Genomic DNA, 23,939 nt, shown 5'->3' with positions numbered 1-23,939 from the left:
ATCGAGTCATTAAGCAAGTAAAGCTTCCAGACCCGCGGTCACCGCCTCCATGCGGTGACCACCTGAGTGCTCAATCACATAACGCTTGCCTACCTGAGAAGAGGCATCCAGGCCAAAAATACCATGTTCGGCCTTCTGACTCAGCGGATCGCTACTGGTGTTGATGTGGGTGACATTGGCACTATCCAACTTGTCAGCCAGCCGATCCCGCAATCCTACATGCAACCCCATGCTATTGAATGCGGTGACCTTGATCCCATGTTTGATGCCCGCATATTGCGCCAACCCACCGCCTAAAGAGTGGCCCAGAACCTCAACTTTGCCGCCATATTGTTTGGTAAAAGCCTTGACCAAGCGATCAGCATCCTGAAACGCACTGTCCTTGATCCCTAAAGCAGCGCCGACATCACTCTTCACCGTACCAGGACGCTTGGTTGGCTGGGTACCCACGAAAGAAAGCACCATCGTATCGTCACGCTTGTAGACAGCAACCTTGAGCGCAGACCAGCGATCCCCCTCAAGGATCAAAGGATCATTCTCCCCCTTGCCGGGGCGAACATGCAGGGTTAACTCACTGCCGGTACCGCCACTGCCATCCTCCCGGCGAGCCAGTATCGAGGACGGGATATCGGCCAAAGTGGCATGACTGTAACCTGCCGGCATATCCCGATAACTACTGGAGCAACTGACTCTCGCCAATTGAGCCTCATCCATCACTGCTTTGGCTCCGACAGCATTCAACGGCTCTTGTTCCGCTTTAGCCACAAAGGCTGGTTTGGCGATCACCTTGGCGGAATTCAGCAATTGCTCGGCACGGGTTCCAGCCTGCAAACGATCGGACGCACCAAGCGGTAGATGTGAGACTCCTTTCATGCCCGCGCCAGCCAGCCCCAAGGTAGAGGATGCCAGCAAACGCCCTGTGGATTCCGCCAGGTTTTTAACGCCTGCAACACCGACCGTAATCGCACCACTCGTTACGCTACTGGCACCGCCAGTGATATTAGCCAAACCCTTGACAATGGCCCCGGTCCAGTAACGCGCCTTACCTTTGGCACTCTGTGCATGGGAGTCATGTCCTCCCTGTATGGCAGTGCCAATCTTGCGAGCGGGAGCACTCAGGGTCAGGTATTTCAGTGTGGTAGTCAGCACCTTACCCGGAGACACCTGAGTACCAAGACCAGTACTGGTGTAATGGGAGGCAAGCTGATGATGAACATTGTTATTGCGAGACGGTGTCTGTACTTCTCCGTTCGAAAGGGGCGCCAATGCCGTGGCGCTGGGAGTATGCCCAATACCTTGAATAGACATCTTATTATTCTCCTTAGTTATTCAGATAACCGCTACTTAGCATACGATGGCCGATCCGGGTAATGGATGCAGCGCAGATGATGTTCCGTTCTGCTGGGTGTTGATCACCTGAAACTGAGACTGCAAGCTGATCCCAAGATCGAGAAACTCACCCAGAGTCTGCATAAATGCAGTTTCGTCGAACATCTCGATCAACGCAGAGAAACTCAACACCAGATAATTGGTGCGACTGTCCAAACTGATCTGACTACCGCCCGTGGTGAGACCGAACATATTCAGCTCAAGGGCAGCCCGAGTCAGCATCAACTGGCCCGATTCATCCACAGGCAATCGCAACAAAGGAATATAGAGATAAAATGCCTGAATATCGTCGTTATCCGGTACTTCAACGATGCACTCTCCACCTTGTCCGAAAGGCACGGTACAGTGACCATCGCCGCCGAGGCTCAAAGCCACGCCTTGGCGTTCACCAACAAGGCGCAACCATTCCGATACTGTCTGCTGATATGCTTTCACTATGATGTTCTCCGCTCATTATCCCTTGCAAACGGAAGGGTTTCGCACGCAATAGGAAGTGGGAGCATGTTAACAATCACAGGCAAGCCATGATTTATCTCTGGGGCGAAGTTTTTTATATCGACGTCGAAATAGTGACTGATCAGCAGTTGGGTTGCACCGTGAAAGTACGGCTTGAATCCACCGCGCTCAGTTCAGCCAGCAAGTATTGACAAATGATGATTCGGTGGCAATTAAGTTATAGATAGACATAGGATTTTTTACCAATCTTACTAACTCGTTTTCTGCCAACGCTTGCACTGCTATCAAAATTACCAGCACAGAGACAACTATTACATAGGGAATCATTGATGATTTTGGCATAAAGAAGGAAGTAAATTGGTTTGTAAAAATGAGGATCACAAGCAAGTTTGTTATTCCGTAGGTTAAATATGTACTACGTACACCAATATGATTGAAAAGAGTACACAGTACACGTACAATCTACATAAACGATAACTAATCAGGGGACTCAATGTTTACGTTCATTGAACTACAAGGTTTCAGTAAAAGACGGCAAACGCTGCTAACTGATGATGAATATCGAAAGTTTCAAGAAGTTCTGATTAATAACCCCGAAGAAGGAGATACTATCTCTGATACTGGCGGATTTCGCAAAATACGTTGGAGCCGTCAGGGAACAGGAAAACGAGGTGGTATTAGAGTTATTTACTATAATGTCACCCGTAAAGGTCGTATTTATTTAGCATTAATTTACCCAAAAAGTGAGCTAGATAATTTAACGGAAGGGCAGAAGAAAGCATTAAAGAAAATGTCTACTCTCTTGGATTAAATTACTTGTTGAAACAACAAGCAAGGTTAAACGGTGTGATGAAAATATCATATATGATTTACTGAAATAGCCGGCTGAGGTATTTATGAAACATGAATTGTTTGCCGATCTGCTAGCCAGTGCGGAAGAAATGGTGAAAATTGAAAAAGGTGAACTGACGCCAAAACCGGAACACGTTCACACTTTCACGGAAATTGACGTGAAAGCAATACGCGAAGCAACTGGCCTGAAACAACAGGAGTTTGCCGTAGCAGTTGGCGTAAGCTATGACTTGGTAAAAAGCTGGGAAAGTAAACGTCGCCATCCAACTGGCGCAGCAAGAAAGCTACTTATTTTATTGCAGGTTAATCCTTTTATTATTAACCAAATTAAATCTACCTGATGTTACTTCAACGCGCCAAAACGGGCGCGTTGTCATTGTGACAGATATTTTAATCTCCATCTTTCCGGCCTCCACCAATACTCAGAGCATAAAGGTGGCTCATAAATTCATAGTTAACAAACAATCTTTCCCTCCATCAACTCCCTAAATTTGTTAACTTTCTTACAAATTCAGCTTATTAATTTGCACAACCTGCCTTTCCTGCACATCATGCAACTTATTGTATTTAGAATTATTCATTAAAAAATTATGATTAGAGTTGCACTTATTGATGACCACGTAGTCGTTCGTTCCGGTTTTGCCCAATTACTCACGCTTGAAAATGATCTTGAAATTGCCGGGCAATACGCCAGTGCCAGCGAAGCCTGGTCGGGTTTACTCAGAAACCCGATTGATGTTGCCGTGATGGATATCGCTATGCCGGATGAAAGTGGTTTACACCTGCTCACCCGGTTACGGCAAAAACGGCCTAATTTTCGCACCATTATTCTCAGCATTTATGACACCACCGCATTTGTCCAAAGTGCGCTGGATGCCGGTGCCTGCGGCTATCTCACCAAACGATGTGGTCCAGAAGAATTAGTACAGGCGGTACGCTCCGTACATCAAGGGGGATGCTATTTGTGTGCTGATGCACTCAAAGCGCTGCGTCAAACATCACAGAAAGTTACAGCACTGCAAGTTCTAACCCCCAGAGAACGGGAAATATTTGATCTACTTATCAATGGCATTAATGTTAAAACTATCGCAGAACAACTCTATCTCAGCCATAAAACGGTTCATGTTCATCGTGCCAATATTCTCAGCAAACTCCAGTGCAATAGCACCATTGATCTGGTTCATTACGCCCTGCAACACCAGATTTTGATAGGGAATCCATGAACAGAAGATCACGATTCGGCCTGTTATCACTCTTTCTGCTGATTTTTTATTCTCTGAGCTGGCTTGCTCTGTGGACCATCAGCTTCTACCTGAATGACAATGGGCAACAAGCTACACTACTTCTGCCACAAGGGTTACGGCTGGCGCTGTTTATCCTGCTGGGGCGTCGTTACTTACCAACCTTATTAGCCACTGAGATTATCATTTTGCCATGGCTTGGCAGTGAACAACTTATTACTCACAATATCATTCTGTTATCCCCCTTTCTCAGCCTAATACCCACCCTTATCGTGCAACAATTCTGGGAGCACTATCCCCTATATTGGCAACGGCTCTCAATTCTGCTGGCTGGCGTAGCCGCCAATAGCATGTTGCAGGCTGTTTGTCTGGGATTTACGCTGACTGCCAGCGCCAGCCACCTATTTCTCACTTCATTAACCGGTGGTGTTTTACTGTCACCTTTTGTTTATCTGATCTATGAATATCTACGTCAGCAACATCTAAAAAATATGCTGCAACCGAGCGACCCTGATCCACAGTTACGTCCTTCTTTGTTGATGTGGTGCTGTCTATTTTGCTTACTAGGGTTGAGCGCCCAGATCTTTATGTCACCAGAAATTGAGAATCTTTTGGTGATTCTAATATTTATCCCTAATGTCTTTATGGCCTACCGTTATGGCTGGCAAGGTGGAGTACTGGCGGCTTTGCTAGGGAGCCTAATGATCACGTCAGCTCGGCAATTTAGTGGCGCTTTTAATGATTTAGGAGAACTGGAAATGTTCCTGACTATTCAGGCCCTGTTAGGCATAGGTCTGGGGATAGCAATCAGCCGTCAACAACAGCTCGCTGAAAATTTGCAACGTTACCGTGAACTCTTAGAGCGGGAGTTAACCGCCCGCCATAACCTGATGAAGAAACTGGTTCACACAGAAGAAGACGTTTGTAAAAGTATTGCCCGCGAGTTACATGATGAAATTGGCCAGAATATTACTGCCATTCAAATTCAAGCAACGCTGATAAAACGTACCACCAGCGCCCCGGCAACAAAAATGATCGCAGAACAGATCAATAACCTAGCCCAACAGATCCATCAATCCACCCGTCAATTATTACGCCAATTGCGCCCACCAGTTCTGGAAGAGATGTCTTTAGAAAAAGCGCTTCACCATCTGATCCATGAATTTGCGTTTAAAGAACGAGATATTGATTGCCAGTTGAATTACCAGCTTCCTCAAAATCCAACCGATGAAACGGTGGTTTTTACCCTTTACCGTCTGGTTCAGGAGTTACTGAACAATATCAGCAAACACGCGAAAGCGACTCAAATCGCTATCATCCTGCAACAGAACAGGGATGTGATTGAGCTCAGAATCAGTGATAACGGCATCGGCATTACAGAAGATAAAAGAAAAGGCGGATTTGGCCTCCAGGGTATTGAAGAACGTATCCGTGCGTTAGGTGGAGATTGGCAGTTAAGCAATGATAACGGCACGCGCATAATTGTTAAGCTGCCCACAAATTCCGATGAAAATCAGGCATAACTAAGCATTATTCCTAGTTGCCTAAAACCTTATCCCATCCATTTTCATTAATTTTTCTTTATATTTTCCTTTCATGGAGGAGTCGGGTATGCAAACCACCAGCCAGGAACAGATTTCACAACACTATCGCCGTTGGCGCAGCCGTTTGCTGATTTCCATGATCATTGGCTATGCCGCATTTTATCTGACACGAAAAAGCTTCAACTTTGTCATGCCGGTTATGCAGTCGGAACTGGGACTGGACAAAGGGCATATTGGCTGGATAACCACGCTGTTCTATCTGGCCTACGGCAGCTCAAAATTTATTTCCGGCGTATTTCATGATCGCACCGGCTATCGCTGGTTTATGGGTGCCGGATTAGTGATGACAGGTGTGTTAAACATTATCTTCGCTTTCTGTTCATCATTTTCCGCACTGCTGATCATCTGGACACTGAACGGCTTCTTTCAAGGATGGGGATGGCCCCCCTGCGCCAGATTGCTGACACACTGGTACTCTCGCAATGAACGGGGTTTCTGGTGGGGATACTGGAATATCTCCATTAATATTGTCGGCATCACTGTCCCGATGTTGTCCGCTTTTCTGGCAACAACTTATGGCTGGCAAACAGCGCTGATGATGCCGGGAATTATCGGCATTCTATTAGGCATCTGGCTCTGCCATCAGTTATGCGACATACCACAACAGCACGGTTTGCCCAGTGTGGGACAGTGGCGGCAGGACTCATTGGAGCTTCGACACGAACAGCTATCGCCACCCATGCCGATGATGCAAATACTGCGAGATACGATCTTAACTAACAGAACTATCTGGCTGCTAGGATTCTCCTACATTCTGATCTATCTCATCAGAATGGCGATTAACGATTGGGGAAACCTGTGGCTGTCAGAAACACATGGCGCCAATCTGCTCAGTGCCAATGCGACACTCTCGCTGTTTGAACTCGGTGGTTTAACCGGTGCTCTGTTTTCCGGTTGGGGATCTGATTTACTGTTCCGTGGTCAACGCGCCCCAATGATTCTCCTGTTTGCGCTTGGACTATTTATGGCTGTCACCGCATTGTGGCTCACACCCATTCATCACTACGCGCTGCTGGCAGTCTGTTTTTTCAGTATCGGTTTTTTTGTATTTGGCCCGCAAATGCTGATTGGGCTGGCAGCAACAGAATATTGCCATAAACAAGCCGCCGGAACGGTCACGGGTTATCTAGGATTGTACGCCTATCTGGGCGCAGCAATCGCAGGCTGGCCACTAAGTCAGGTAGTTGCCCACTATGGCTGGTCAGGAATGTTTGCCCTGCTCACGGCCGCAGCCGCCATGATGGGTTTGCTGTTGATGCCACTGTTAATGGCAGACGTTGGTAAAAGGGAACATATGGCAGGGGTAGCCTCACTACTTTCCAATAATAAGCAGCTTTGAATACTAAGGATAAAATAATGAAACTGAAACCTCTCTCTACACTTATCGCAGCCGGTCTGGCCGTTGCTGCATTTACCCACAGTGCTCAGGCCGCCGGACGTTTGATCGTTTATTGCAGCGCGACTAACGCCTTGTGTGAAGCTGAAACCAGAGCATTCGGTGAAAAATATAATGTAAAAACTACTTTTGTCCGTAACGGTTCAGGCAGTACTCTGGCAAAAATTGAAGCCGAAAAACGCAACCCACAAGCTGATGTCTGGTACGGCGGCACCCTGGACCCACAATCTCAGGCGGGAGAGATGGATCTGCTAGAACCTTATAAATCCCCTAATCTGGCGCAAATCATGCCGCGGTTCCGCGACCCGGCCAAACGTAAAGGCAACTACAGCTCCGCCGTTTACGTCGGCATTCTCGGCTATGGCGTCAACACTGAACGTCTAAAAGAGAAAAATCTGCCAATTCCAACCTGCTGGAAAGATCTCACCAAACCAATATATAAAGGCGAAATTCAGATTGCCGATCCTCAAAGTTCAGGCACCGCTTACACCGCGTTAGCAACTTTTGTTCAGCTATGGGGCAAGGATCAGGCATTTGATTACCTGAAAAAACTGAACGTCAATATTTCTCAGTACACTAAATCCGGCATTGCACCGGCACGAAATGCCGCCCGTGGCGAATCCGCGATTGGTATCGGTTTCCTGCATGATTACTCATTGGAAGTAGAAAATGGCGCCCCACTAAAACTCATCGCGCCATGTGAAAGTACCGGTTATGAAATCGGCGGCGTAAGTATCATCAAAAATGCCCGCAATATGGACAACGCCAAACTGTTTGTTGACTGGGTGTTATCCAAAGAAGCACAGGAACTAAGTTGGAAGAAAGGGAAAGCTTACCAGATCCTGACCAATACCAAGGCGAAAGCTTCGCCTTTGGCACTTAAATTATCCGATCTGAAACTGATCAATTACGACATGGATAAATATGGCGCCAATGATGTACGCAAAGAGTTAATTACCAAATGGGTAACAGAAGTGAAAATGGCTAAATAAAGTCAGTCAAGGGCGGATCACCTCCGCCCTTGGAAACTATCCATCAGGCTGCCTTATTTTTCCCGCACCAATAATGCCCTAGAGGATAGCTTCCTACTGCTGCCATCTCACAATAATAATAAAACAGAGGGAAATTATGTCTCACGTTTTTACCTTGCCTATCAGACAGAAGCAGGATGCCGTGTTCTGGTGGATTGCCCTGATGTGGCTGGCCTTCGCGCTTCTGCCATCATGGAGCCTGGACTACGGCCTTTTCGACTCTACTCAAGATGAACTTCTCACCGCCTATGGCTGGAACGGATTAAACATCAGCTTACTGTGGTTCCTGTTACCCTCAGCGCTACTACTACGTCCACTCACACCAGCAAACCGCAATCAACCTCACCGCCACTATTTTGACGCTGGTTATGCCTTATTATGCGCTCTGTTTGTGGTTATCAGTGCAGCCATTATCGGTCGTGGACTGGGCTACTCTACGATTCTCCTGTTTATCTCGCTAGGCGCGATTATTACTCTGGCCCTGTCTCGCCTTGAGTGGCTAGGTGGTGATAGTTTTGTTATCGGCTCATTGGTCGCGGTTATTGCCCTAATCGGTATATTTATCCTTTATCCGAGTATTGCCATCTTTATTCCGATGTTCACGGATGATGCCGGTCAGTTTGCCCCATTGGCTTTTATATCGATCCTGGGGCAGGCACATATTATTCAGGTTATCATCAACTCCATTCTACTCTCTCTGGCGGTTGGTGTAGGTTGCACTTTCTTCGGGTTGGTACTGGCAATTTATACCGCCAGAATCGCTCGACGTTCCGCCATTATTGGCCGGGTCTTCTCTATCTTACCCATCGTCACCCCGCCGTTTGTGGTCGGTTTAGGCGTCACCCTAATGATGGGTCGTTCCGGTTATATCACTGAATTTATGGCAACCTGGTTTGGTTTAACCAATACCAACTGGCTATATGGTTTTACCGGGATCTGGCTGGCTCAAGTTTTGGCTTTCACACCAATGGCATTTATGATCCTTGATGGCGCCATCAAAACCATCCACCCCTCATTGGAAGAAGCCGCTTACACTCTACGCGCTAATCGCTATCAAACTTTCTTCCATGTTTTTATTCCGCTGTTGAAACCGGCACTGGCGAACGCTTTCCTGATTGTCATTGTCCAGTCGCTGGCGGATTTCAGTAACCCACTGGTACTAGGCGGTAGCTTTGACGTACTGGCGACCCAGATTTATTTTTATATCACCGGTTCCCAGCTTGATTATCAGGCAGCCAGTACGCTAGGCGCTTCGCTGCTGGTTTTCTCTCTGCTGATATTCTGCGTTCAGTATATGTGGATTGGTAAACGCTCCTACGTCACGGTTTCCGGCAAATCCTACCGTGGTGACGTACAACCGTTGCCAACTTCGCTGGTTTGGGGCGTCTGTGCCATCCTATTTATCTGGGTTGTGTTCAACATTCTGTTATACGGCAGCATCTTCTACGGCAGTTTCACCGTCAACTGGGGAGTGGATTACACACTGACCTTGGATAACTTCATCAAACTGTTCGGTCAAGGTATGCACGATGGCGCATGGCCATCATTACTGGATACCCTGCTCTACGCCGGTATCGCTGCCCCCATTACCGCTATACTTGGTTTGCTAATTGCCTACATTGTTGTACGCCAGGAATTTCGCGGTAAAAAAACTATCGAATTCACTACCATGCTGTGCTTTGCTGTACCGGGTACCGTCGCCGGGGTTTCCTACATTCTGGCCTTCAACGATTCACCTTTTTATCTCACCGGAACCGCGGCCATCGTCATTATCTCCATGACCATGCGCAATGTGCCGGTAGGTATCCGTGCCGGTATTGCCGGCCTTGGGCAAATTGATAAATCACTGGATGAAGCTTCACTCAGCCTGCGCGCCGGGTCGATGAAAACCATCTTCCATGTTCTGCTACCCTTACTGCGCCCGGCGATTTTATCCGCACTGATCTACAGCTTCGTTCGTGCGATTACCACCGTCAGCGCCATTGTCTTCCTGGTGACGCCAGACACCCGCGTAGCAACCTCTTATATTCTGAATCGAGTGGAAGATGGTGAATACGGGGTTGCTATCGCTTATGGCTCGATCCTGATTGTAGTTATGCTGGCCATTATTTTCTTATTTGACTACCTGATTGGCGAAGCACGGATCTCTCGTTCCAAAGCCAAAAATGCACAGTAATCACGGAGTGACGATATGACACAACAAAATTTTGTCGAACTGAAAAATGTAACCAAACGGTTCGGTAGCAACACCGTGATCGATAATCTGGAGCTGTCTATTCCACAGGGACATATGGTCACACTGTTAGGGCCATCCGGCTGTGGTAAAACCACCGTATTGCGTCTGGTTGCCGGGCTGGAAAAACCGAGTGAAGGTAAGATTTTCATTGACGGTGAAGACGTTACGGATCGCTCTATCCAGCAACGGGATATCTGCATGGTATTTCAGTCCTACGCCCTGTTCCCGCATATGTCGCTAGGGGAAAATATTGGCTACGGGCTGAAAATGCTAGGGCGGCCTAAAGCGGAGATACGCGATCGGGTTAAAGAAGCACTGGAGCTGGTGGATTTGGGTGGCTTTGAAGATCGTTATGTAGACCAAATCTCCGGTGGTCAACAACAGCGTGTCGCTCTCGCTCGCGCATTGATTCTCAAACCAAAAGTCTTACTTTTCGATGAACCGCTGAGTAACCTTGATGCCAATCTGCGCCGCAGTATGCGCGAGAAAATCCGCGAATTACAGCAACAATTTAATATCACCTCGCTATATGTTACTCATGATCAAAGTGAAGCATTTGCCGTTTCCGATGCGGTACTGGTGATGAATAAAGGTAAAATCATGCAAATTGGCACGCCACAAACACTCTATCGCCAGCCGGCATCTGAGTTTATGGCAAGTTTTATGGGAGATGCCAATATCTTCCCGGCGACTTTAGGTGCTGATTATGTCGAGATTTTCCAATATCGCCTGCCACGACCAGCAAACTTTACCACCAACCGACAATCGGTAACGGTAGGCGTCAGACCGGAAGCCATTACCCTGAACCGGGATGGAAATATCAGCCAACGCTGCACCATCAGCCATGTGGCTTACATGGGGCCACAATATGAAGTCACCGTAGATTGGCAAGGGCAAACGCTGTTATTACAGATTAACGCCACCCAATTGCAACCCAATGTCGGCGATAATTACTATCTGGAAATTCATCCGTTTGGGATGTTTATTTTGGCAGAACAAAGCAGCAGTTAATTTGATTGCAAAAAATCCTGACTTTCCGATCAAGAGGCCGCCAAGTGGTGGCCTGTATAATGAAAAAAAGACATTGCCGTAGAACTTTTGAAGTATGATGATAAAAAAATGCTCTAACTAGGACTTTTGGTAGAGGAGAAAGATGAACACTAAATTGAACGAAATGCTTAACTTTGCCAAAGAGCTGGAAGAAACTGGTATTTCTAACGGTGATTTAACCAAAAAACTTGAAGCTAGAATTCAAATTCGCAATTTAAGTACTGCACTGCTTCCAAAAGAAAAAACAGACAACCAGTAAGCAGGATGCAGTGCTCGCCAGAAAACGCTTAAAGCACTTATACAGGAACGGAAATCATGAGAATGCAGACTTTTGAAAACGTATGGGACGCGATCAGTGATACACCGGAACAAGCCGAAAACATGAAGATCCGAGCGCAGCTAATGAATATGCTCAATGAATGGATTGCAAAACGGGAATTTACCCAAGCTGAAGCCGCCAGAATGCTAGGGGTTACCCAGCCCCGTGTTTCAGAGCTTGCCAGGGGGAAAATACAGCTTTTCAGTGTGGATAAACTGATTGCGATGATGGCTCATGCAGGTGTGTATATCCGGCATAGGTAGTGATTCCCTTTTTAATATATTGTCCATCATGGCTTCATCCCCAATTAAAACAGCAAGAACCTGGCAAATAATGGGAATAAATTTACCAGATTCCTGATTAAATATTAAATACAAAAACAGCGACAAATAAACATATTATTTAAGTAGTTCTTTTACCTGATTGGAAAATCCCTCACCGCCATCTTTCGCGGTATAACGTACATGCAAAATAATATCGGTTAAATTATCCAGAATATCTCGTTGTATACTGTCTGTTGCCGCTGATGGGAAGGTGAGTTTCCAATCAGAAACCGCCCCGGTTCCTTCAAAAGGTAAATAACGATCATCACCGAAATTAAGATTAAATGTACCGCTATCATTAATACCTGATGAAAGTGCGATTTGTTGACTCGCTCTCAAATTCGTGACAATTTGCTTATTATCGCCCTCCTTATTTGACAGTAAATATTTCACGCCATTAATATCCGGCGTTTTCAACGTATAACTTTTCGTCTGAGTTAAAGTCGCTTTAATATCCTGATAAGGACCCATTAATGTCGGCAGCGTGACCGATACAGAAGTGATTTGACGTAAATAATGCCCGGCATAATCTTGATCAAATAATTTTTCATTCAGTATAAATGTCATTCCTTCACCGGTTTTAAGTTCAGATTGAATCTCTGCCCATTTTTTAGTACCAGATAATAAATTTTTTAACGAGATCGTTTTAGTCAACTCTAAGCGACGTTCATTACGATTCAAATAAGCTGATTCCATTTTCAGTAGATTCAATTTAATCTTTTCACCTACCAATAAACCATTATGGTTATCGTCCCAACCATTTTGCACAATGAATTGTGTGGCAAAATCCCCCATTTCATATTGCCAGCATGCTTGTGCATTTAAACATAACGAAAGCACTGCATCGTAAGCCTGACGATATAATGACATCATCTGATCATTCAACCATTGATAAAGAGAAGATTTCGTTACTCTGGTCACAGTAAAAAATTGATACATATCTTGCTCTTTTTGCAGTTGTGCCTGAGATTGCTGTAGCGTCGTATTTGCGGCGGAGATTTGTGCCTCTTGTTGTTCAAGCTGTTTTTTCAACATTTCCAGTTCACTTTCCGCCTGTTTATATTGAATCTCCCACTCTTCACGTCGCCGGTTATAACCTGCTTTAACACTCAACGTATCACTCGCCATTTGCATAATTAATGATGCAGTACGTGTAATACCCGCGGAACAAACAAGCGGCATATGCCATCGCTGTCCACCAAATGATGTTCCCGCAATACTAGGTATCAGCGAAGCGGCGCCAGCGGCGGTTAACATTCCTTCCTCAACAGAAGAAATAATTTTTGCCGTACCTTGTAAATTCAGCGCATTGGTTTCATCCGTAGAAATGTTTTCATCATAAAGCGCCTTATAATGATCAATCCGCTGTTGTAATGTCTGCTGACTTTTTAATAATGCCTCTTTTCCTTTTTCAGCAATTGCGACAGCATCTTTCTGCAATGCAATAGTGAAAATCGCTAAATCTTTTAAATGTAATTGATTCAACTCTTCCTGTTCCGCGCGATCTTTACGTTCTTGCGCACTTAAGAGTAAATCACCAAAATGACTTAATGTATCTACCGCATGATAAACACTGGGTAATAGCGCCCGGAAACGATAAGGCGGTATATTCAAAATACCCGTGCTACCTGCTGACAATAATGATCCTCCGTTTGCCAGTAAAGCGAGCAAGTTTTTTGGATCAACCGGTGTTGCATATAATGGTAACGACAACGGTTTACCATCTAAAGTTAAGTTATGGCGCAAATTATAAAATCTGCTGGATAAAATATCCCAATACCGCAATAAATCATTGTTCAAAGGCACTCGGAAAATAGCATTATCCACCGCCGCATGAGCACCGACTTTAGTGGCGGGAAGATCAATGAACATATCAGGAATAATATTACTCTCAAATTCGCGTAATTTATTATTCTTTGAAGAGGTGATATCTGCCAATTCAACAGGTAGCCAATGACTGACCAAATCAAAATCGGGTCTGGGACCCAGTAATTGCTGTGCTTGAAGATAGCGTAATTTAGCATTATTCAATCCATCATTGGTCAGAAAGCGATAAAAGCTATCACCAAAATCAATTAAGTTTTGCACATACATTTGGAATATGGCTTTCTTATAATGTACCGGTTCCGCATAAGCTATTGCATCTGGATCTTGTAATCCTTTTAGTTGTACCGAGCTATCTCGAGAAACCTCTAACAGGCTGCAATTCCAATAGTTTGGACTACCATTATTCTTATTTTTACCCCCTGGATTGAAAATATAATGCAACCAGTTTTGGGCATCCTGATATTGTTGTGAGGCATTGAGTTGATATGCGACTAAATAAGGAACATGGAAGAAGAGCTCCCAAAAATAAATACTATTTGCCCCGTTAAGCGCTGAGTCATTATTTTCATCACTACCTGGAATAGGCGGCTCTTTAATATGTTGCGCCTCCCAATTCAGTACATCAGTAATAGAATGGTTAGCCCGCGCAATAAGCTCCTTGCCAAATAAGGTATTTAATCTGATAGATCGATACTTAAATTGCAATTCAGTAATATCCAGATACTGTGCTTGCGTTTTTTTATCATAGGCTAACAGAAAATTAGGATAGGGAGTTTTACTGAGTTTAACTTCATAATAGTTATAACCTAAATCCGCATCTTCCCCTGCTTTCTTATAACCTAACTTTAAAAATACACTCGAATCATTACCATTTATTTCATTGAGATCAAGTTCTACCGGAGGAATAATACTACTTCCATTGAGTAATTGACCTTTTGAATATAACAGATTATCGCTACCATTCTTAGTATTCCATAAACAGAAATCAGCTTCTCTATAACCTGAATGGTCAATATCTACTTTTGGCGCTCCATCTCCAGACGCAACAAGTTTACCGCCAGATTTATTAAGCTCTGAACTGAATACTTTAGCCTCTTGTAATCCAGACAGTGGCACTTCCATTTCTTTGGTAAAATGATAGGCATTACCTTGCTTTTCTCCCCATTCAGAAAAATTAACATTTAGCTCAGGATAACCACTCTGACTAGAATTAAACATAATATAAAAATAGTCACCTGCCGCATAACCATTATCATTAATAGTCACCGCGACAGAAACCGTTATTTTCCCATTATTCTCTTTAGCACCACCGGAGAGTGAAATATTAACCTTCCCTTTTTCACTCGATTTACTTTTAAGGTCAACATTACATTCTACAGATTTAATAATCTCTTTCCCAATTGATAAACTATTATTACCTCTAAGGCGTAGTTTTCCATTACCCATTTCAGCAAATAATGTCATTTTCCCTGTCGCAAGCCCAGGATGACTTCCCGACTCCTGATAAACCGGTTTATCAACTAATTTGTAGGCATCGCCAAAATAAGCTGACAACATATTATACTGTGCAAGATCTTTTGTAGAATTAGATTTAATCTGTTGATAAATATAAATATCTAATAACTGGTCACCAACCTTAGGCATAGGAACTTTACTAAATAGTAAATTACAAGAGTAAGGATGATGATCTTCTTCTGATATATTATCATTTGATTTTTCTGTTTTATAAATAGCAGAAATAACTAATACAGGTTCAGCTCGCAAATCCATTAATGCAATTAGTTCAAAATCATTATTAACTTTACTCTTATCACCAGTAAAAGTACGTAATTTATTTGGAAGACTCCATTCACCATTAAATTTTCGATATATCAGATTAATACTATAATGATTTTTCTCTTCACTATTATTATCAAGCTCATGCGCCAACCAAACGATGTGAAGACGGCCATCAATAACAACTGGACGGATCTTAATGATTTCCCCGGTAGCAGGAATACCAATTTTTTCCCATTCTTTCCAAGCGGTAGGATTAATGATATCTTGCATATTTCGATTCGCCATATTCAGCGATCGCCAATAATATTGACCTGGCGTAATATTCATCTTACCAATGAAATAATATTCAGCCTGAGCAGGTGCTAATTCCTTAGTCGTACTGATATAGCCGCTCATTAACTCTAAATTACTTATTTCTTCAAATTTATTTAAATAATTCAATATGACTTCCTGCACAACCTCATCACTCAATTTACCTTTATTTAAATTATCCTCCAACTCTTTAAAATCACTTGTTTTATTCTGACGCAATATAGGACTAATATAATTTTCTGGATAATTCCATAATTGTTGAAAACCAGCCCAAATATTATATTGGCTTAAAACATCATTCCATTTCTCTACTTTATCTTCATGTTGATAATCATACCCTGATTCCATGTTAAGCATAATGCCATTAATATATTGCTGAACACTGGAAATCGCTTGTGCAGCGACACTGGTATTAACCTGACTGGATACCTGATTATCAATAAGTAAATACTGATACAAATCATCCGGCGTTTTTAAATCGGGTACATTAGCTGTTTTCGCAATATGCCCCAAGTAATAACTAACCAATCCATCACGAATATTCTCAGCTAATTTTTTAGAAACAATATTTTTCATATCCTGAACCTCTATTAGAAATTTTTTATTCCATCATGACAATGACATTTACAAAGTTGCTACCATTGCTGTACCAACTTGTTTATAAACATCATAAGAGGAATGAGTATTAATATTTATCGTCGCTAACAATAAACGCATGGAAATCGCCATCTCCTCAGACCAAACTTTAAGTCTCATCATGATATCTATTTCGGCCAATGTTTTTACTCTATTATCTTTATTGCCAAGAATATATGAATGAGCTAATAGCACTTCATCACTCTGCCATGACAATAGTTCAGTTAATATTTTCACCATATTAGCTTTATCGTGACTTTGATTATCCGTATTGGCTAGCTGCAAATAACGCAATATTTTATCTTCCGCGTTATCTAAAGAAGCAGCTAATTGCATCCAATCCCGGTAGCGACTAAAATAATAAATAACTGATAAAGAAAGTTGTGTATTTTGGCAGCCAAACCTTTCAGGATGTTCAGAAAAATGATTCAACATCACAGTGCTCAGTTGGAAAGTCTTAATCACTGCAATATATCGTGATAAATCATACATCAGTATCAAATAATCCTGACCGATCACCTCTGGCTGTAAATTATTGTTATCAAACAGTTCAAATGACTTCAACAAAAAATCATAACTATTTGAACCAATCCAATTTAAAATAAATAACGGAAATGGTTGTGATAACTGAAATGCATTTGCCAACATACTGGCTGATATTGCATTTTGTGCGGATTGAGTTTGCGTGATAATTGCAGTCCATTGCTCAGCAATAGATAGTTTGACTTTCTCGTCCAGTAATATACTTTTTATCGCTTTATTAATTTCATCAGTGATATTAACATCAGGTTTAACTAAACCATATTTTTGATGCGATACTGCATTTAAAACAGCTTGGCGTGGAGTTAACCAATCAATCAAATCACCATTATTATCTAATGCTGGTAAGATATTTGATGATAAACTTTCTAGGGTTAAGTTTTCTGAATTAAGATGCAATCCGACTTGATTAATAAAGGCCACCTGCGCTGCATTTCCGGTCATAACAACTTCGTTAGCCGATAATAAAAATAACTGGAGAGTACCAACAGATAATTTATTTTTTGCCAACCATTCTGTGGTTTGCTCCATTGCAATCATAATATCCAGTATATCTGTTTGCCTATTATTTCCTGATGGAAATAAATAAGGCGTACCAGTGACCTGTTTTAATACTTTATTTCCACCTATCAGCGTTAAAAGAACCACACCTTCCTGTGGTGTTAACCCCAAAATTCTCGATAATTGCACAATGCGATAAAACGCAGAAACAACAGGAAGTGAACACGTTAAACTCTTTTTGCCAATCGATTCGGCAACTAATGGCGCTAATAGAGCAAAAGTACTCTCTTCAATCTTTAATCCAGCACATAACTTACTAATAATAGTATCATCCTGTTTTGTCTCCGAATAAAACTCACTATCATCAATCACCAAGGGCGCAGCAAATAACGAAGATGAATTGAATATCTGATCAAAGAAAGGAATAGCGGCACCCGTCGAAAAAGGGGTAATTTGATATATCAACGCGGCAAAATCATCAGGTGAGATATGATATTTTTTGCTCCAATGATGGAAAATACCTAACATACGTAAAGTATTATCATTCATTTGTAATTTTTTATTTGTATCCCCTTCTGCCCGCATAGTTGCAGTCACCAATAAATCAATTTTATCTACCGGCAAATTAACCCATTTCCACAACCGTATCATGCGATTTAATCTATCAAAGCGTTCATGACTCACACCTGATAATTTATTTACCTCTTGTGGCAAATGACCGCTTGAGACAAATTCACGATACAAATGTAAAAAATCATTCTCTTTTGCATTTGGCCCATTAATAAAAACTGCTCCATAACTATAAGGCGCCGCAGGTATATTCAATTTGGGTACATTGCTGGATAATCTCACATTATTTTGCTCTAATGCCGCTCCTTTATTGGTAGATATTCCTTTTATACATAATAATTGCTCAATTTCCGACACTGAAAGAGAGGTTTGTGTAGTAAAATTTGATAACAATTCGAGCAATGCTGCATTATTAACACCGTAATTATCCTGATAGAATTGGTTATTAGATGGATTCAATGGTTCACTAATTATTTTTTGCTGAGAAATACCTAACTGGTTTACTAAAGGTGTTACAAATTCTCCATTAGCAGTATTCAAATTGGATTTAAGAAAATAAGGATAACTCTTATCTGTTTGTTGCATCATTGCCAAACAACAAAGTTTTTTATTATCAAATGTTAGGTTAATTTGGTTTTGTGCATAATCATAAGGGAGTTGAAATGGATAACGTACATTAGCCAAAAGATCATAACTGGATAAATTGGTCTTTCCTTGCTGTTTTAGCATATCTTCCAAACGCTGACTGAGCATGGTATTAACCAATGACAGTGTTGTAATTTCCTGATTAATACTGACATCATCCAGAATTAAGTGAGCTAAATCAGGTCGGCGTTTATCAATTTTAATTGCTTCAGCTTCGGCATTGATTTCAATATCCATAGCTAATTTATAAATCTCTGCTAAATAAGCAACCGGTGAATTATTTGCTTCCGGTGCGCCATTTTGGCAATATTGCTGCCAGTTATCCTGAAATAAAGATTGATATTGAGGATTTTCTTTTAATGAAAGAGAAGAATAACTCCTGGCATATGTATAATGAGTGTAATGCTGCTGGCGAAATTTACGCGCTATTTGTATGGCATAGCTGTTTGCTGTATCATAAATATCTTCCGCCTGATGTTCTGGATTATACTTCGCTAAAAATAGATTACGAGGTGTTCTTATAATATCAAAAACAGATTTATATCCTAATTCAATTATCTTATCCGTAAAGTTATATTTATTACCTAATTTCTCTAGCAATGGGCTGATATCATGATTCATAGAATCGCCTTTATTTATTTGAAATATATATACCCTTCATCTTTCAAGCTGCTGCTTTGTTGGCTGCTTTCACTCACCCCAGTCACATAGTTGTCTATGCTCCTGGGGATTCGTTCACTTGCCGCCGCGCTGCAACTCGAAATCTATTAGGTATAGATGGGTATTTTGTCTAACAAAAATAATAGATTTAAAAATAGAGATGCAATAAACAATAAGGAGTTTATTGCATCATCTGGTAGTTATTAAGAGTAGCTAATTATTAACTGATTTTCGGCTCAAGTGTAATCAGAGCATATCCCGCACGATTGGGTTTATTTTTATGTGTCACTCTGAGTAAAACAATTTCTGAACGCGTAATATCACTTGGCGCAGTATAAGTTGCAGTATATTTTTCGATAGGATTATCAAACTCATCTTTTCCTACAATTTCGGGTTTCCCTACCTTAATATCTCCTCTTTCTGGCATAAGGCTCCATTCACTTGGAGAAAAATCTGAGTTACCTGTAGAAGAAAAATCTATATTTCCATCTGGTATTAATGAATCTCTGCTATAGCTAGGATCAATCCTGAACTCAGCTTGCGTGTTTTTACTGATAAGCAAAATATTCACTTTATCTAAATCGCCATTATCAGCAACAGCCGTCACCGTAACCATATTATATCCGGCCGGAAAAGAAGCCGGAGGAGTATATTTGCCATTCGCATCAACAACACCATAGACAGTACCCGTTTCCACACTCCAATTCACTTTCTTATTACCATAAACAGTAAAATTGACATTCTTATTAACATCATTTTCATTGATAACAACGAAAGAAGGGCTAACCGATACTGAGGAAGGCAACAGAGTTACAACCGCTGAAGCTTTAGCGTTTGTTTTAGCGTCTGTCGCAGTAATTGTCACAACTTGGCTATTCCCTTTTATCTTAGTCGGTGCTGTGTAATCCCCCGTATTCGCATCAATACTCCCCAATTCCGCTGGAGTAATAGACCAATTTACCGTTGCATTGGTATTGGTTGTAAATTTATGCTTAGTCTTCACTGACATCGTTAATTGAAGATCATTGATTTTAAAAGCGGTTGATGTTGGAGAAATATCACCAAATAGCACCATATCTCCGGGCACATACACTTTATCAAACTCAAGATAATTGCTTTCAGGGAATAGAAGGTGATTAACTGCAAATAGACTAATGCTGTCTAATTTAATCTTTGCAACATTGGATAAATTATCCTCAACAACACCTTTAATAGTTTCTGCTGTTATATTAATAAACTTTTCTTTAGGGTAAAAGTGTATTGTCCAAACAGGTTCATCTTGTTTGTCATATCTGACGCTCATTCTATTATTTAACGTTAATTCAATCTCATCATTAGATTTTACATAAGGCGTAATATCTATCGAGCCATCAATATAAAAATTAATTTTAGACTCGTACCAACCACCGCTTATTGGAGAACTGTAAAGAATACCAACTGGTTGGGTAAAATGATGAGAGTGGCCATCATTATCCGCCCCAGCAAAGACAATTTTTTCCTTGCTTGGTTTAATATGCATTCCTGAATAGGGGATCTTGGCGTTCTCTAACCACATATTACTGTTATCATGATATTTCACCAATCCCGTCCATACTGTATACCCCCCTCCTTCATATTTTACAGGTTCCTTGCTCTCAGCATGCCCGCTTGTTATATTCAAATAGCTAGCTGAGTCATCTTTCTGGCTATCAATCTTGACCAATTCTAAATTTACACCCGTTGGGCTAGGTAATAAATATTCATATTGGGGCTTAAGGATATTCTCAAAAAGTGTCTTATTACTGATAATTAACACCGCAGAACGATTATCCGGTATCAAATAAGGAAAATTACTTGAGTTAGTTGGCAATGCTCCGCCATTAGGATTATAGTTTGTTGCAATAAATAACAACACCGCACCATGACCATAATTATCAGAACCATATAAATTAGCACCGGGTGCAGGTTGCGTTCTGATTTTAAACATTTTCGGCACTAACTCATCCGAATTATTCAACTTCAAGATACCTAACTCATAAGTGACATTACTATCCTTGAGCAAATTACGGAAATACTCTTTTACTTCTGCTGGCGCATTGTCAATAACATTAACTTCCCCCAAAGTCCCTTTTTTAAACTCAACGACAACTTTACCATCATCACCAACAGATCCTGTTGCCGCAATCAAGTCAACAGTTATGGTTATATGGTAATCATTATTCGGCGTAATTCTTTGGTAATTCTTTACTCTACCATCATCATAAAACTCTACTATCGTGCCAGAAATAAAATTTAATTTTACCATTGCCTGAGAACTTTCAATTGATGAATTTTCAAAGGAAATTAATGGCACTCCTAATATCAAGTTGTCAAATTTTATCTTTTTATTTTCCCAGAAAATAGGCGAAAAATGTGTACCTTCACTCACTTTTCGCACATATTGCTGTTCAAACAGCATATTTATTTTATCTCTATCATAGGCAGCAATAATATCCCATCCAAGAGTCTTCGTTTTACCGTCAAAATCATCAATAATGCTATTTTCTGTGGTCATATAATTACCTATTTTAGACGTCATAAAAGTTATGTTATTAGAGAAAAAATTTTAAACAATAGCTACTGCTATTATATTACCTCAACGTGAAAGTAATAATCAGAATAGTAGATATTTATGCTCTATATTTCTAGCTTAGCGATAAAATGCAGAAAAAAATATATATTACACAATCCATTCTGATGGATTAACAATCAATTAGGATAGATATGATAAGCATAACATATATTAATTGAAATATAACATAGCTAAATATTAACATAAAATATGTAGTGGATAATATATAATATTAGCCCCACAGTTAATATTTAAATACAAAAATCAATAACTGAAAAACAATAATTACACTGCAAAACATCTATTATAAGTTCTGCAAATACCAATAGCCCTTTCTGCGTGACTACTACATCTAAGGTTGTTTTGCTAGCAAAGTGCAGTAACGTTCGATATCCATATCACCGCCACTGATAATAATCCCCACCCTTTGGCCTCGCAGTGATTGACTTATTTGGTGGTCGGCAGCAATGACATCATCATAAACAGGAATATTTTGCATAGGAATAACCGCAAGTTATATAAAACATAGACAAATATCCATTCTAAGAAAGTCAGTAAATAACGCCTTATGACTAAACGAATGACAAAAATCAGGCTGACTCAGAATCTCTGTGCGCTTGATTAATTATCGCTTTTGCCATCCATTTAGTGATTTCAATAATTTCCGCATTATCCATCCGCCAGATATCTTTCATCACCAAAAAGACTTCCGAGCCATAAATCAAGGAAAAAGACCGAATAACATTTTCCAAAGTATCCGGCGGAAAATGCCCTTTTAATGGTTCAACAACCATTGCCAGGATATCTTTACGATGCCCACGTACCAGTTTCTTTTCCTGCTTATCCTCGGATAAACATCCCTGAACCCATTGTTGCAAGGAAACTAACAGAGCAGCTCGCAATACGCCTTCGTGTTGAAACATTCGAGGATAGGCAAAATCCAACAACTCAGTAATCCGCTCCTCGGTCTTTTCACTAGCAGGCTTCCAGGTGAGGATCGGCCCAAGGCTGGCGCCAACAATGGCATCAATTAAATCACTTTGAGTCGGAAAATAGCGATATGCCGTTGCTCTGGAAACACCAGTATGCATTGCCAATTCAGAAACCGAAGGTATCGCTCTCTGTTCAAAAAGTTCCAGCGCCGCATTTATTAACAATGTATAAGTTTTTTTCCGAGTACCAGTAAAATGAGTTTTCGTCTTCGAGTCCATCATTGCCATAACTCTTTCACAATAAAAATCGCAACATTAACACTTATGGTTAAAATATTTTTTCGCTATCATCACTCTACTCAACCATCTACAAAACGACCAAATTGATTCAATTTATTTATGGATAAAATGAGATGACAGTCTCAATTTGGTAATATAACAGTGATACTTGAATCTCATGTTGACTATAATCTGTCCATGAATGAGTAGTCGGCATCAGGGAAGTATCCATAATTATAATGAAAAAAAGTCAAGGCTATGTTTATATCGCGACTATTTTTGATACCAAGCGCGCAGAAGTTTTCTACGTCAAGGATCTGATCAAAAAAGCTGGCCTTGCCGTTCGAACTGTGGGTTTGACTACTCAACCTGGCTCACTACCATTGAAATCCGTGACTATCTGTTTGGCTTGTGTTCTTGCCTGTGACGCTGACCGTCTGGGGACAATAGCTCGCACGCGGATACCTTATATCAGCTCTTACGAAGCGTTGGATATAGTGAATTTCGGTCATCTGAATTCTATCCCGGAACGCTACAAATACAGGCAATTTTACCGTCACAATTCGCAAGTAACATTGATGCGCACCTAATCAAGCACTTATCAATGCCTTTGACGCTACCTTGATAAAAACGGAAAATAGACAACTCATTAAAAGCCCTCATCATGTGAATTCACTTGATTTTTGCCAACAGGTGATTGACGAGTACCGGCAAATGATGGCTTAGCACCGGCGATAATACCGTTGCAAAAACAACACTGACACTGAAAGA

General features: G+C 41.5%; 19 protein-coding genes and 1 pseudogene. 13 read left to right on the top strand and 7 right to left on the bottom strand.

Going from position 1 to position 23,939, the window contains the following annotated elements; all coding sequences use genetic code 11:
- Positions 1–9: 9 nt before the first annotated feature.
- Positions 10–1,308 (bottom strand): phospholipase, encoded by a 1,299-nt coding sequence (locus D3222_RS12515; RefSeq protein WP_118986470.1) that lies wholly within the window; start codon positions 1,306–1,308, stop codon positions 10–12.
- Between the two features lie 36 nt (positions 1,309–1,344).
- Positions 1,345–1,824 carry a CesT family type III secretion system chaperone gene (locus tag D3222_RS12510; RefSeq protein ID WP_118986469.1) on the bottom strand — a complete coding sequence of 160 codons (480 nt, stop codon included), beginning with the start codon at positions 1,822–1,824 and terminating at the stop codon, positions 1,345–1,347.
- An 89-nt stretch (positions 1,825–1,913) separates the two neighbouring features.
- Between D3222_RS12510 and D3222_RS26445 the strand changes: the two genes are divergently transcribed.
- The 12 genes from D3222_RS26445 (at position 1,914) to D3222_RS12465 (ending at position 11,837) form a co-directional block, all read left to right on the top strand.
- Complete coding sequence (locus D3222_RS26445; protein ID WP_255417031.1) at positions 1,914–2,036, top strand: hypothetical protein; 123 nt, start codon at positions 1,914–1,916, stop codon at positions 2,034–2,036.
- A 302-nt stretch (positions 2,037–2,338) separates the two neighbouring features.
- The gene (locus D3222_RS12505) at positions 2,339–2,656 is read left to right on the top strand and encodes a type II toxin-antitoxin system RelE/ParE family toxin (protein ID WP_118986468.1); all 318 of its coding nucleotides are present in this window, start codon (positions 2,339–2,341) and stop codon (positions 2,654–2,656) included.
- A gap of 85 nt (positions 2,657–2,741) precedes the next feature.
- On the top strand, positions 2,742–3,038 hold the full coding sequence (gene nadS, locus D3222_RS12500; RefSeq protein ID WP_118986467.1) for a NadS family protein: 297 nt from the start codon (positions 2,742–2,744) through the stop codon (positions 3,036–3,038).
- Positions 3,039–3,287: 249 nt separating this feature from the next.
- Positions 3,288–3,920 carry a response regulator transcription factor gene (locus D3222_RS12495; protein ID WP_118986466.1) on the top strand — a complete coding sequence of 211 codons (633 nt, stop codon included), beginning with the start codon at positions 3,288–3,290 and terminating at the stop codon, positions 3,918–3,920.
- Complete coding sequence (locus D3222_RS12490) at positions 3,917–5,461, top strand: MASE1 domain-containing sensor histidine kinase (RefSeq protein WP_118986465.1); 1,545 nt, start codon at positions 3,917–3,919, stop codon at positions 5,459–5,461. Before D3222_RS12495 ends, D3222_RS12490 begins: the two co-directional genes overlap by 4 nt.
- A gap of 88 nt (positions 5,462–5,549) precedes the next feature.
- The gene (gene uhpC, locus D3222_RS12485; RefSeq protein WP_118986464.1) at positions 5,550–6,881 is read left to right on the top strand and encodes an MFS transporter family glucose-6-phosphate receptor UhpC; all 1,332 of its coding nucleotides are present in this window, start codon (positions 5,550–5,552) and stop codon (positions 6,879–6,881) included.
- 17 nt (positions 6,882–6,898) lie between these two features.
- Positions 6,899–7,930 carry an ABC transporter substrate-binding protein gene (locus D3222_RS12480; protein WP_118986463.1) on the top strand — a complete coding sequence of 344 codons (1,032 nt, stop codon included), beginning with the start codon at positions 6,899–6,901 and terminating at the stop codon, positions 7,928–7,930.
- A 136-nt stretch (positions 7,931–8,066) separates the two neighbouring features.
- On the top strand, positions 8,067–10,145 hold the full coding sequence (locus tag D3222_RS12475; RefSeq protein WP_118986462.1) for an ABC transporter permease: 2,079 nt from the start codon (positions 8,067–8,069) through the stop codon (positions 10,143–10,145).
- Between the two features lie 15 nt (positions 10,146–10,160).
- Positions 10,161–11,216: a ferric ABC transporter ATP-binding protein gene (fbpC, locus tag D3222_RS12470; RefSeq protein ID WP_118986461.1), complete on the top strand. Its 1,056-nt coding sequence runs from the start codon at positions 10,161–10,163 to the stop codon at positions 11,214–11,216.
- Between the two features lie 142 nt (positions 11,217–11,358).
- Positions 11,359–11,514 carry a hypothetical protein gene (locus tag D3222_RS25045; RefSeq protein ID WP_157975321.1) on the top strand — a complete coding sequence of 52 codons (156 nt, stop codon included), beginning with the start codon at positions 11,359–11,361 and terminating at the stop codon, positions 11,512–11,514.
- A complete protein-coding gene (locus D3222_RS26720; RefSeq protein WP_369973517.1) occupies positions 11,477–11,590 on the top strand; it encodes a hypothetical protein in 114 nt (37 codons plus the stop codon). The genes D3222_RS25045 and D3222_RS26720 overlap by 38 nt, the downstream gene beginning before the upstream one ends.
- Positions 11,571–11,837: a helix-turn-helix domain-containing protein gene (locus D3222_RS12465; RefSeq protein ID WP_118986460.1), complete on the top strand. Its 267-nt coding sequence runs from the start codon at positions 11,571–11,573 to the stop codon at positions 11,835–11,837. Before D3222_RS26720 ends, D3222_RS12465 begins: the two co-directional genes overlap by 20 nt.
- A gap of 135 nt (positions 11,838–11,972) precedes the next feature.
- Here the strand turns inward: D3222_RS12465 and D3222_RS12460 are convergent, their stop codons facing one another.
- The 5 genes from D3222_RS12460 to D3222_RS12440 form a co-directional block, all read right to left on the bottom strand.
- Positions 11,973–16,391, bottom strand: a complete 4,419-nt coding sequence (locus D3222_RS12460; RefSeq protein ID WP_118986459.1) for a neuraminidase-like domain-containing protein — start codon at positions 16,389–16,391, stop codon at positions 11,973–11,975.
- 48 nt (positions 16,392–16,439) lie between these two features.
- Entirely contained in the window at positions 16,440–19,328 is a 2,889-nt protein-coding gene (locus D3222_RS12455) for a Tc toxin subunit A (protein WP_118986458.1), read from the bottom strand.
- 259 nt (positions 19,329–19,587) lie between these two features.
- Positions 19,588–21,900, bottom strand: coding sequence for a hypothetical protein (locus tag D3222_RS12450; protein WP_118986457.1), 2,313 nt, complete (start codon positions 21,898–21,900; stop codon positions 19,588–19,590).
- A gap of 409 nt (positions 21,901–22,309) precedes the next feature.
- Positions 22,310–22,456: a hypothetical protein gene (locus D3222_RS12445; protein ID WP_198672798.1), complete on the bottom strand. Its 147-nt coding sequence runs from the start codon at positions 22,454–22,456 to the stop codon at positions 22,310–22,312.
- Between the two features lie 91 nt (positions 22,457–22,547).
- On the bottom strand, positions 22,548–23,177 hold the full coding sequence (locus D3222_RS12440) for a TetR/AcrR family transcriptional regulator (protein ID WP_118986456.1): 630 nt from the start codon (positions 23,175–23,177) through the stop codon (positions 22,548–22,550).
- Between the two features lie 364 nt (positions 23,178–23,541).
- Between D3222_RS12440 and D3222_RS26985 the strand changes: the two are divergent.
- Positions 23,542–23,894 (top strand): annotated as a pseudogene (locus D3222_RS26985) (Tm-1-like ATP-binding domain-containing protein); the annotation flags it as partial.
- Between the last annotated feature and the right edge of the window lie 45 nt (positions 23,895–23,939).

The sequence above is a fragment of the Photorhabdus sp. CRCIA-P01 genome (assembly GCF_003545805.1).
Classification (GTDB): domain Bacteria; phylum Pseudomonadota; class Gammaproteobacteria; order Enterobacterales; family Enterobacteriaceae; genus Photorhabdus; species Photorhabdus antumapuensis.
Note: the sequence above shows the minus strand (reverse complement) of the source record. Positions and strands in the feature narration are given on the sequence as shown.

What these genes read in the sequence shown, in the direction of transcription:
- D3222_RS12515 (WP_118986470.1), bottom strand. Translation starts at nt 1,308, where the DNA reads ATGTCTATTCAAGGTATTGGGCATACTCCCAGCGCCACGGCATTGGCG.
- D3222_RS26445 (WP_255417031.1), top strand. Translation starts at nt 1,914, where the DNA reads ATGATTTATCTCTGGGGCGAAGTTTTTTATATCGACGTCGAAATAGTG.
- D3222_RS12505 (WP_118986468.1), top strand. Translation starts at nt 2,339, where the DNA reads ATGTTTACGTTCATTGAACTACAAGGTTTCAGTAAAAGACGGCAAACG.
- nadS (WP_118986467.1), top strand. Translation starts at nt 2,742, where the DNA reads ATGAAACATGAATTGTTTGCCGATCTGCTAGCCAGTGCGGAAGAAATG.
- D3222_RS12495 (WP_118986466.1), top strand. Translation starts at nt 3,288, where the DNA reads ATGATTAGAGTTGCACTTATTGATGACCACGTAGTCGTTCGTTCCGGT.
- D3222_RS12490 (WP_118986465.1), top strand. Translation starts at nt 3,917, where the DNA reads ATGAACAGAAGATCACGATTCGGCCTGTTATCACTCTTTCTGCTGATT.
- uhpC (WP_118986464.1), top strand. Translation starts at nt 5,550, where the DNA reads ATGCAAACCACCAGCCAGGAACAGATTTCACAACACTATCGCCGTTGG.
- D3222_RS12480 (WP_118986463.1), top strand. Translation starts at nt 6,899, where the DNA reads ATGAAACTGAAACCTCTCTCTACACTTATCGCAGCCGGTCTGGCCGTT.
- D3222_RS12475 (WP_118986462.1), top strand. Translation starts at nt 8,067, where the DNA reads ATGTCTCACGTTTTTACCTTGCCTATCAGACAGAAGCAGGATGCCGTG.
- fbpC (WP_118986461.1), top strand. Translation starts at nt 10,161, where the DNA reads ATGACACAACAAAATTTTGTCGAACTGAAAAATGTAACCAAACGGTTC.
- D3222_RS25045 (WP_157975321.1), top strand. Translation starts at nt 11,359, where the DNA reads ATGAACACTAAATTGAACGAAATGCTTAACTTTGCCAAAGAGCTGGAA.
- D3222_RS12465 (WP_118986460.1), top strand. Translation starts at nt 11,571, where the DNA reads ATGAGAATGCAGACTTTTGAAAACGTATGGGACGCGATCAGTGATACA.
- D3222_RS12460 (WP_118986459.1), bottom strand. Translation starts at nt 16,391, where the DNA reads ATGAAAAATATTGTTTCTAAAAAATTAGCTGAGAATATTCGTGATGGA.
- D3222_RS12455 (WP_118986458.1), bottom strand. Translation starts at nt 19,328, where the DNA reads ATGAATCATGATATCAGCCCATTGCTAGAGAAATTAGGTAATAAATAT.
- D3222_RS12450 (WP_118986457.1), bottom strand. Translation starts at nt 21,900, where the DNA reads ATGACCACAGAAAATAGCATTATTGATGATTTTGACGGTAAAACGAAG.
- D3222_RS12445 (WP_198672798.1), bottom strand. Translation starts at nt 22,456, where the DNA reads ATGCAAAATATTCCTGTTTATGATGATGTCATTGCTGCCGACCACCAA.
- D3222_RS12440 (WP_118986456.1), bottom strand. Translation starts at nt 23,177, where the DNA reads ATGGCAATGATGGACTCGAAGACGAAAACTCATTTTACTGGTACTCGG.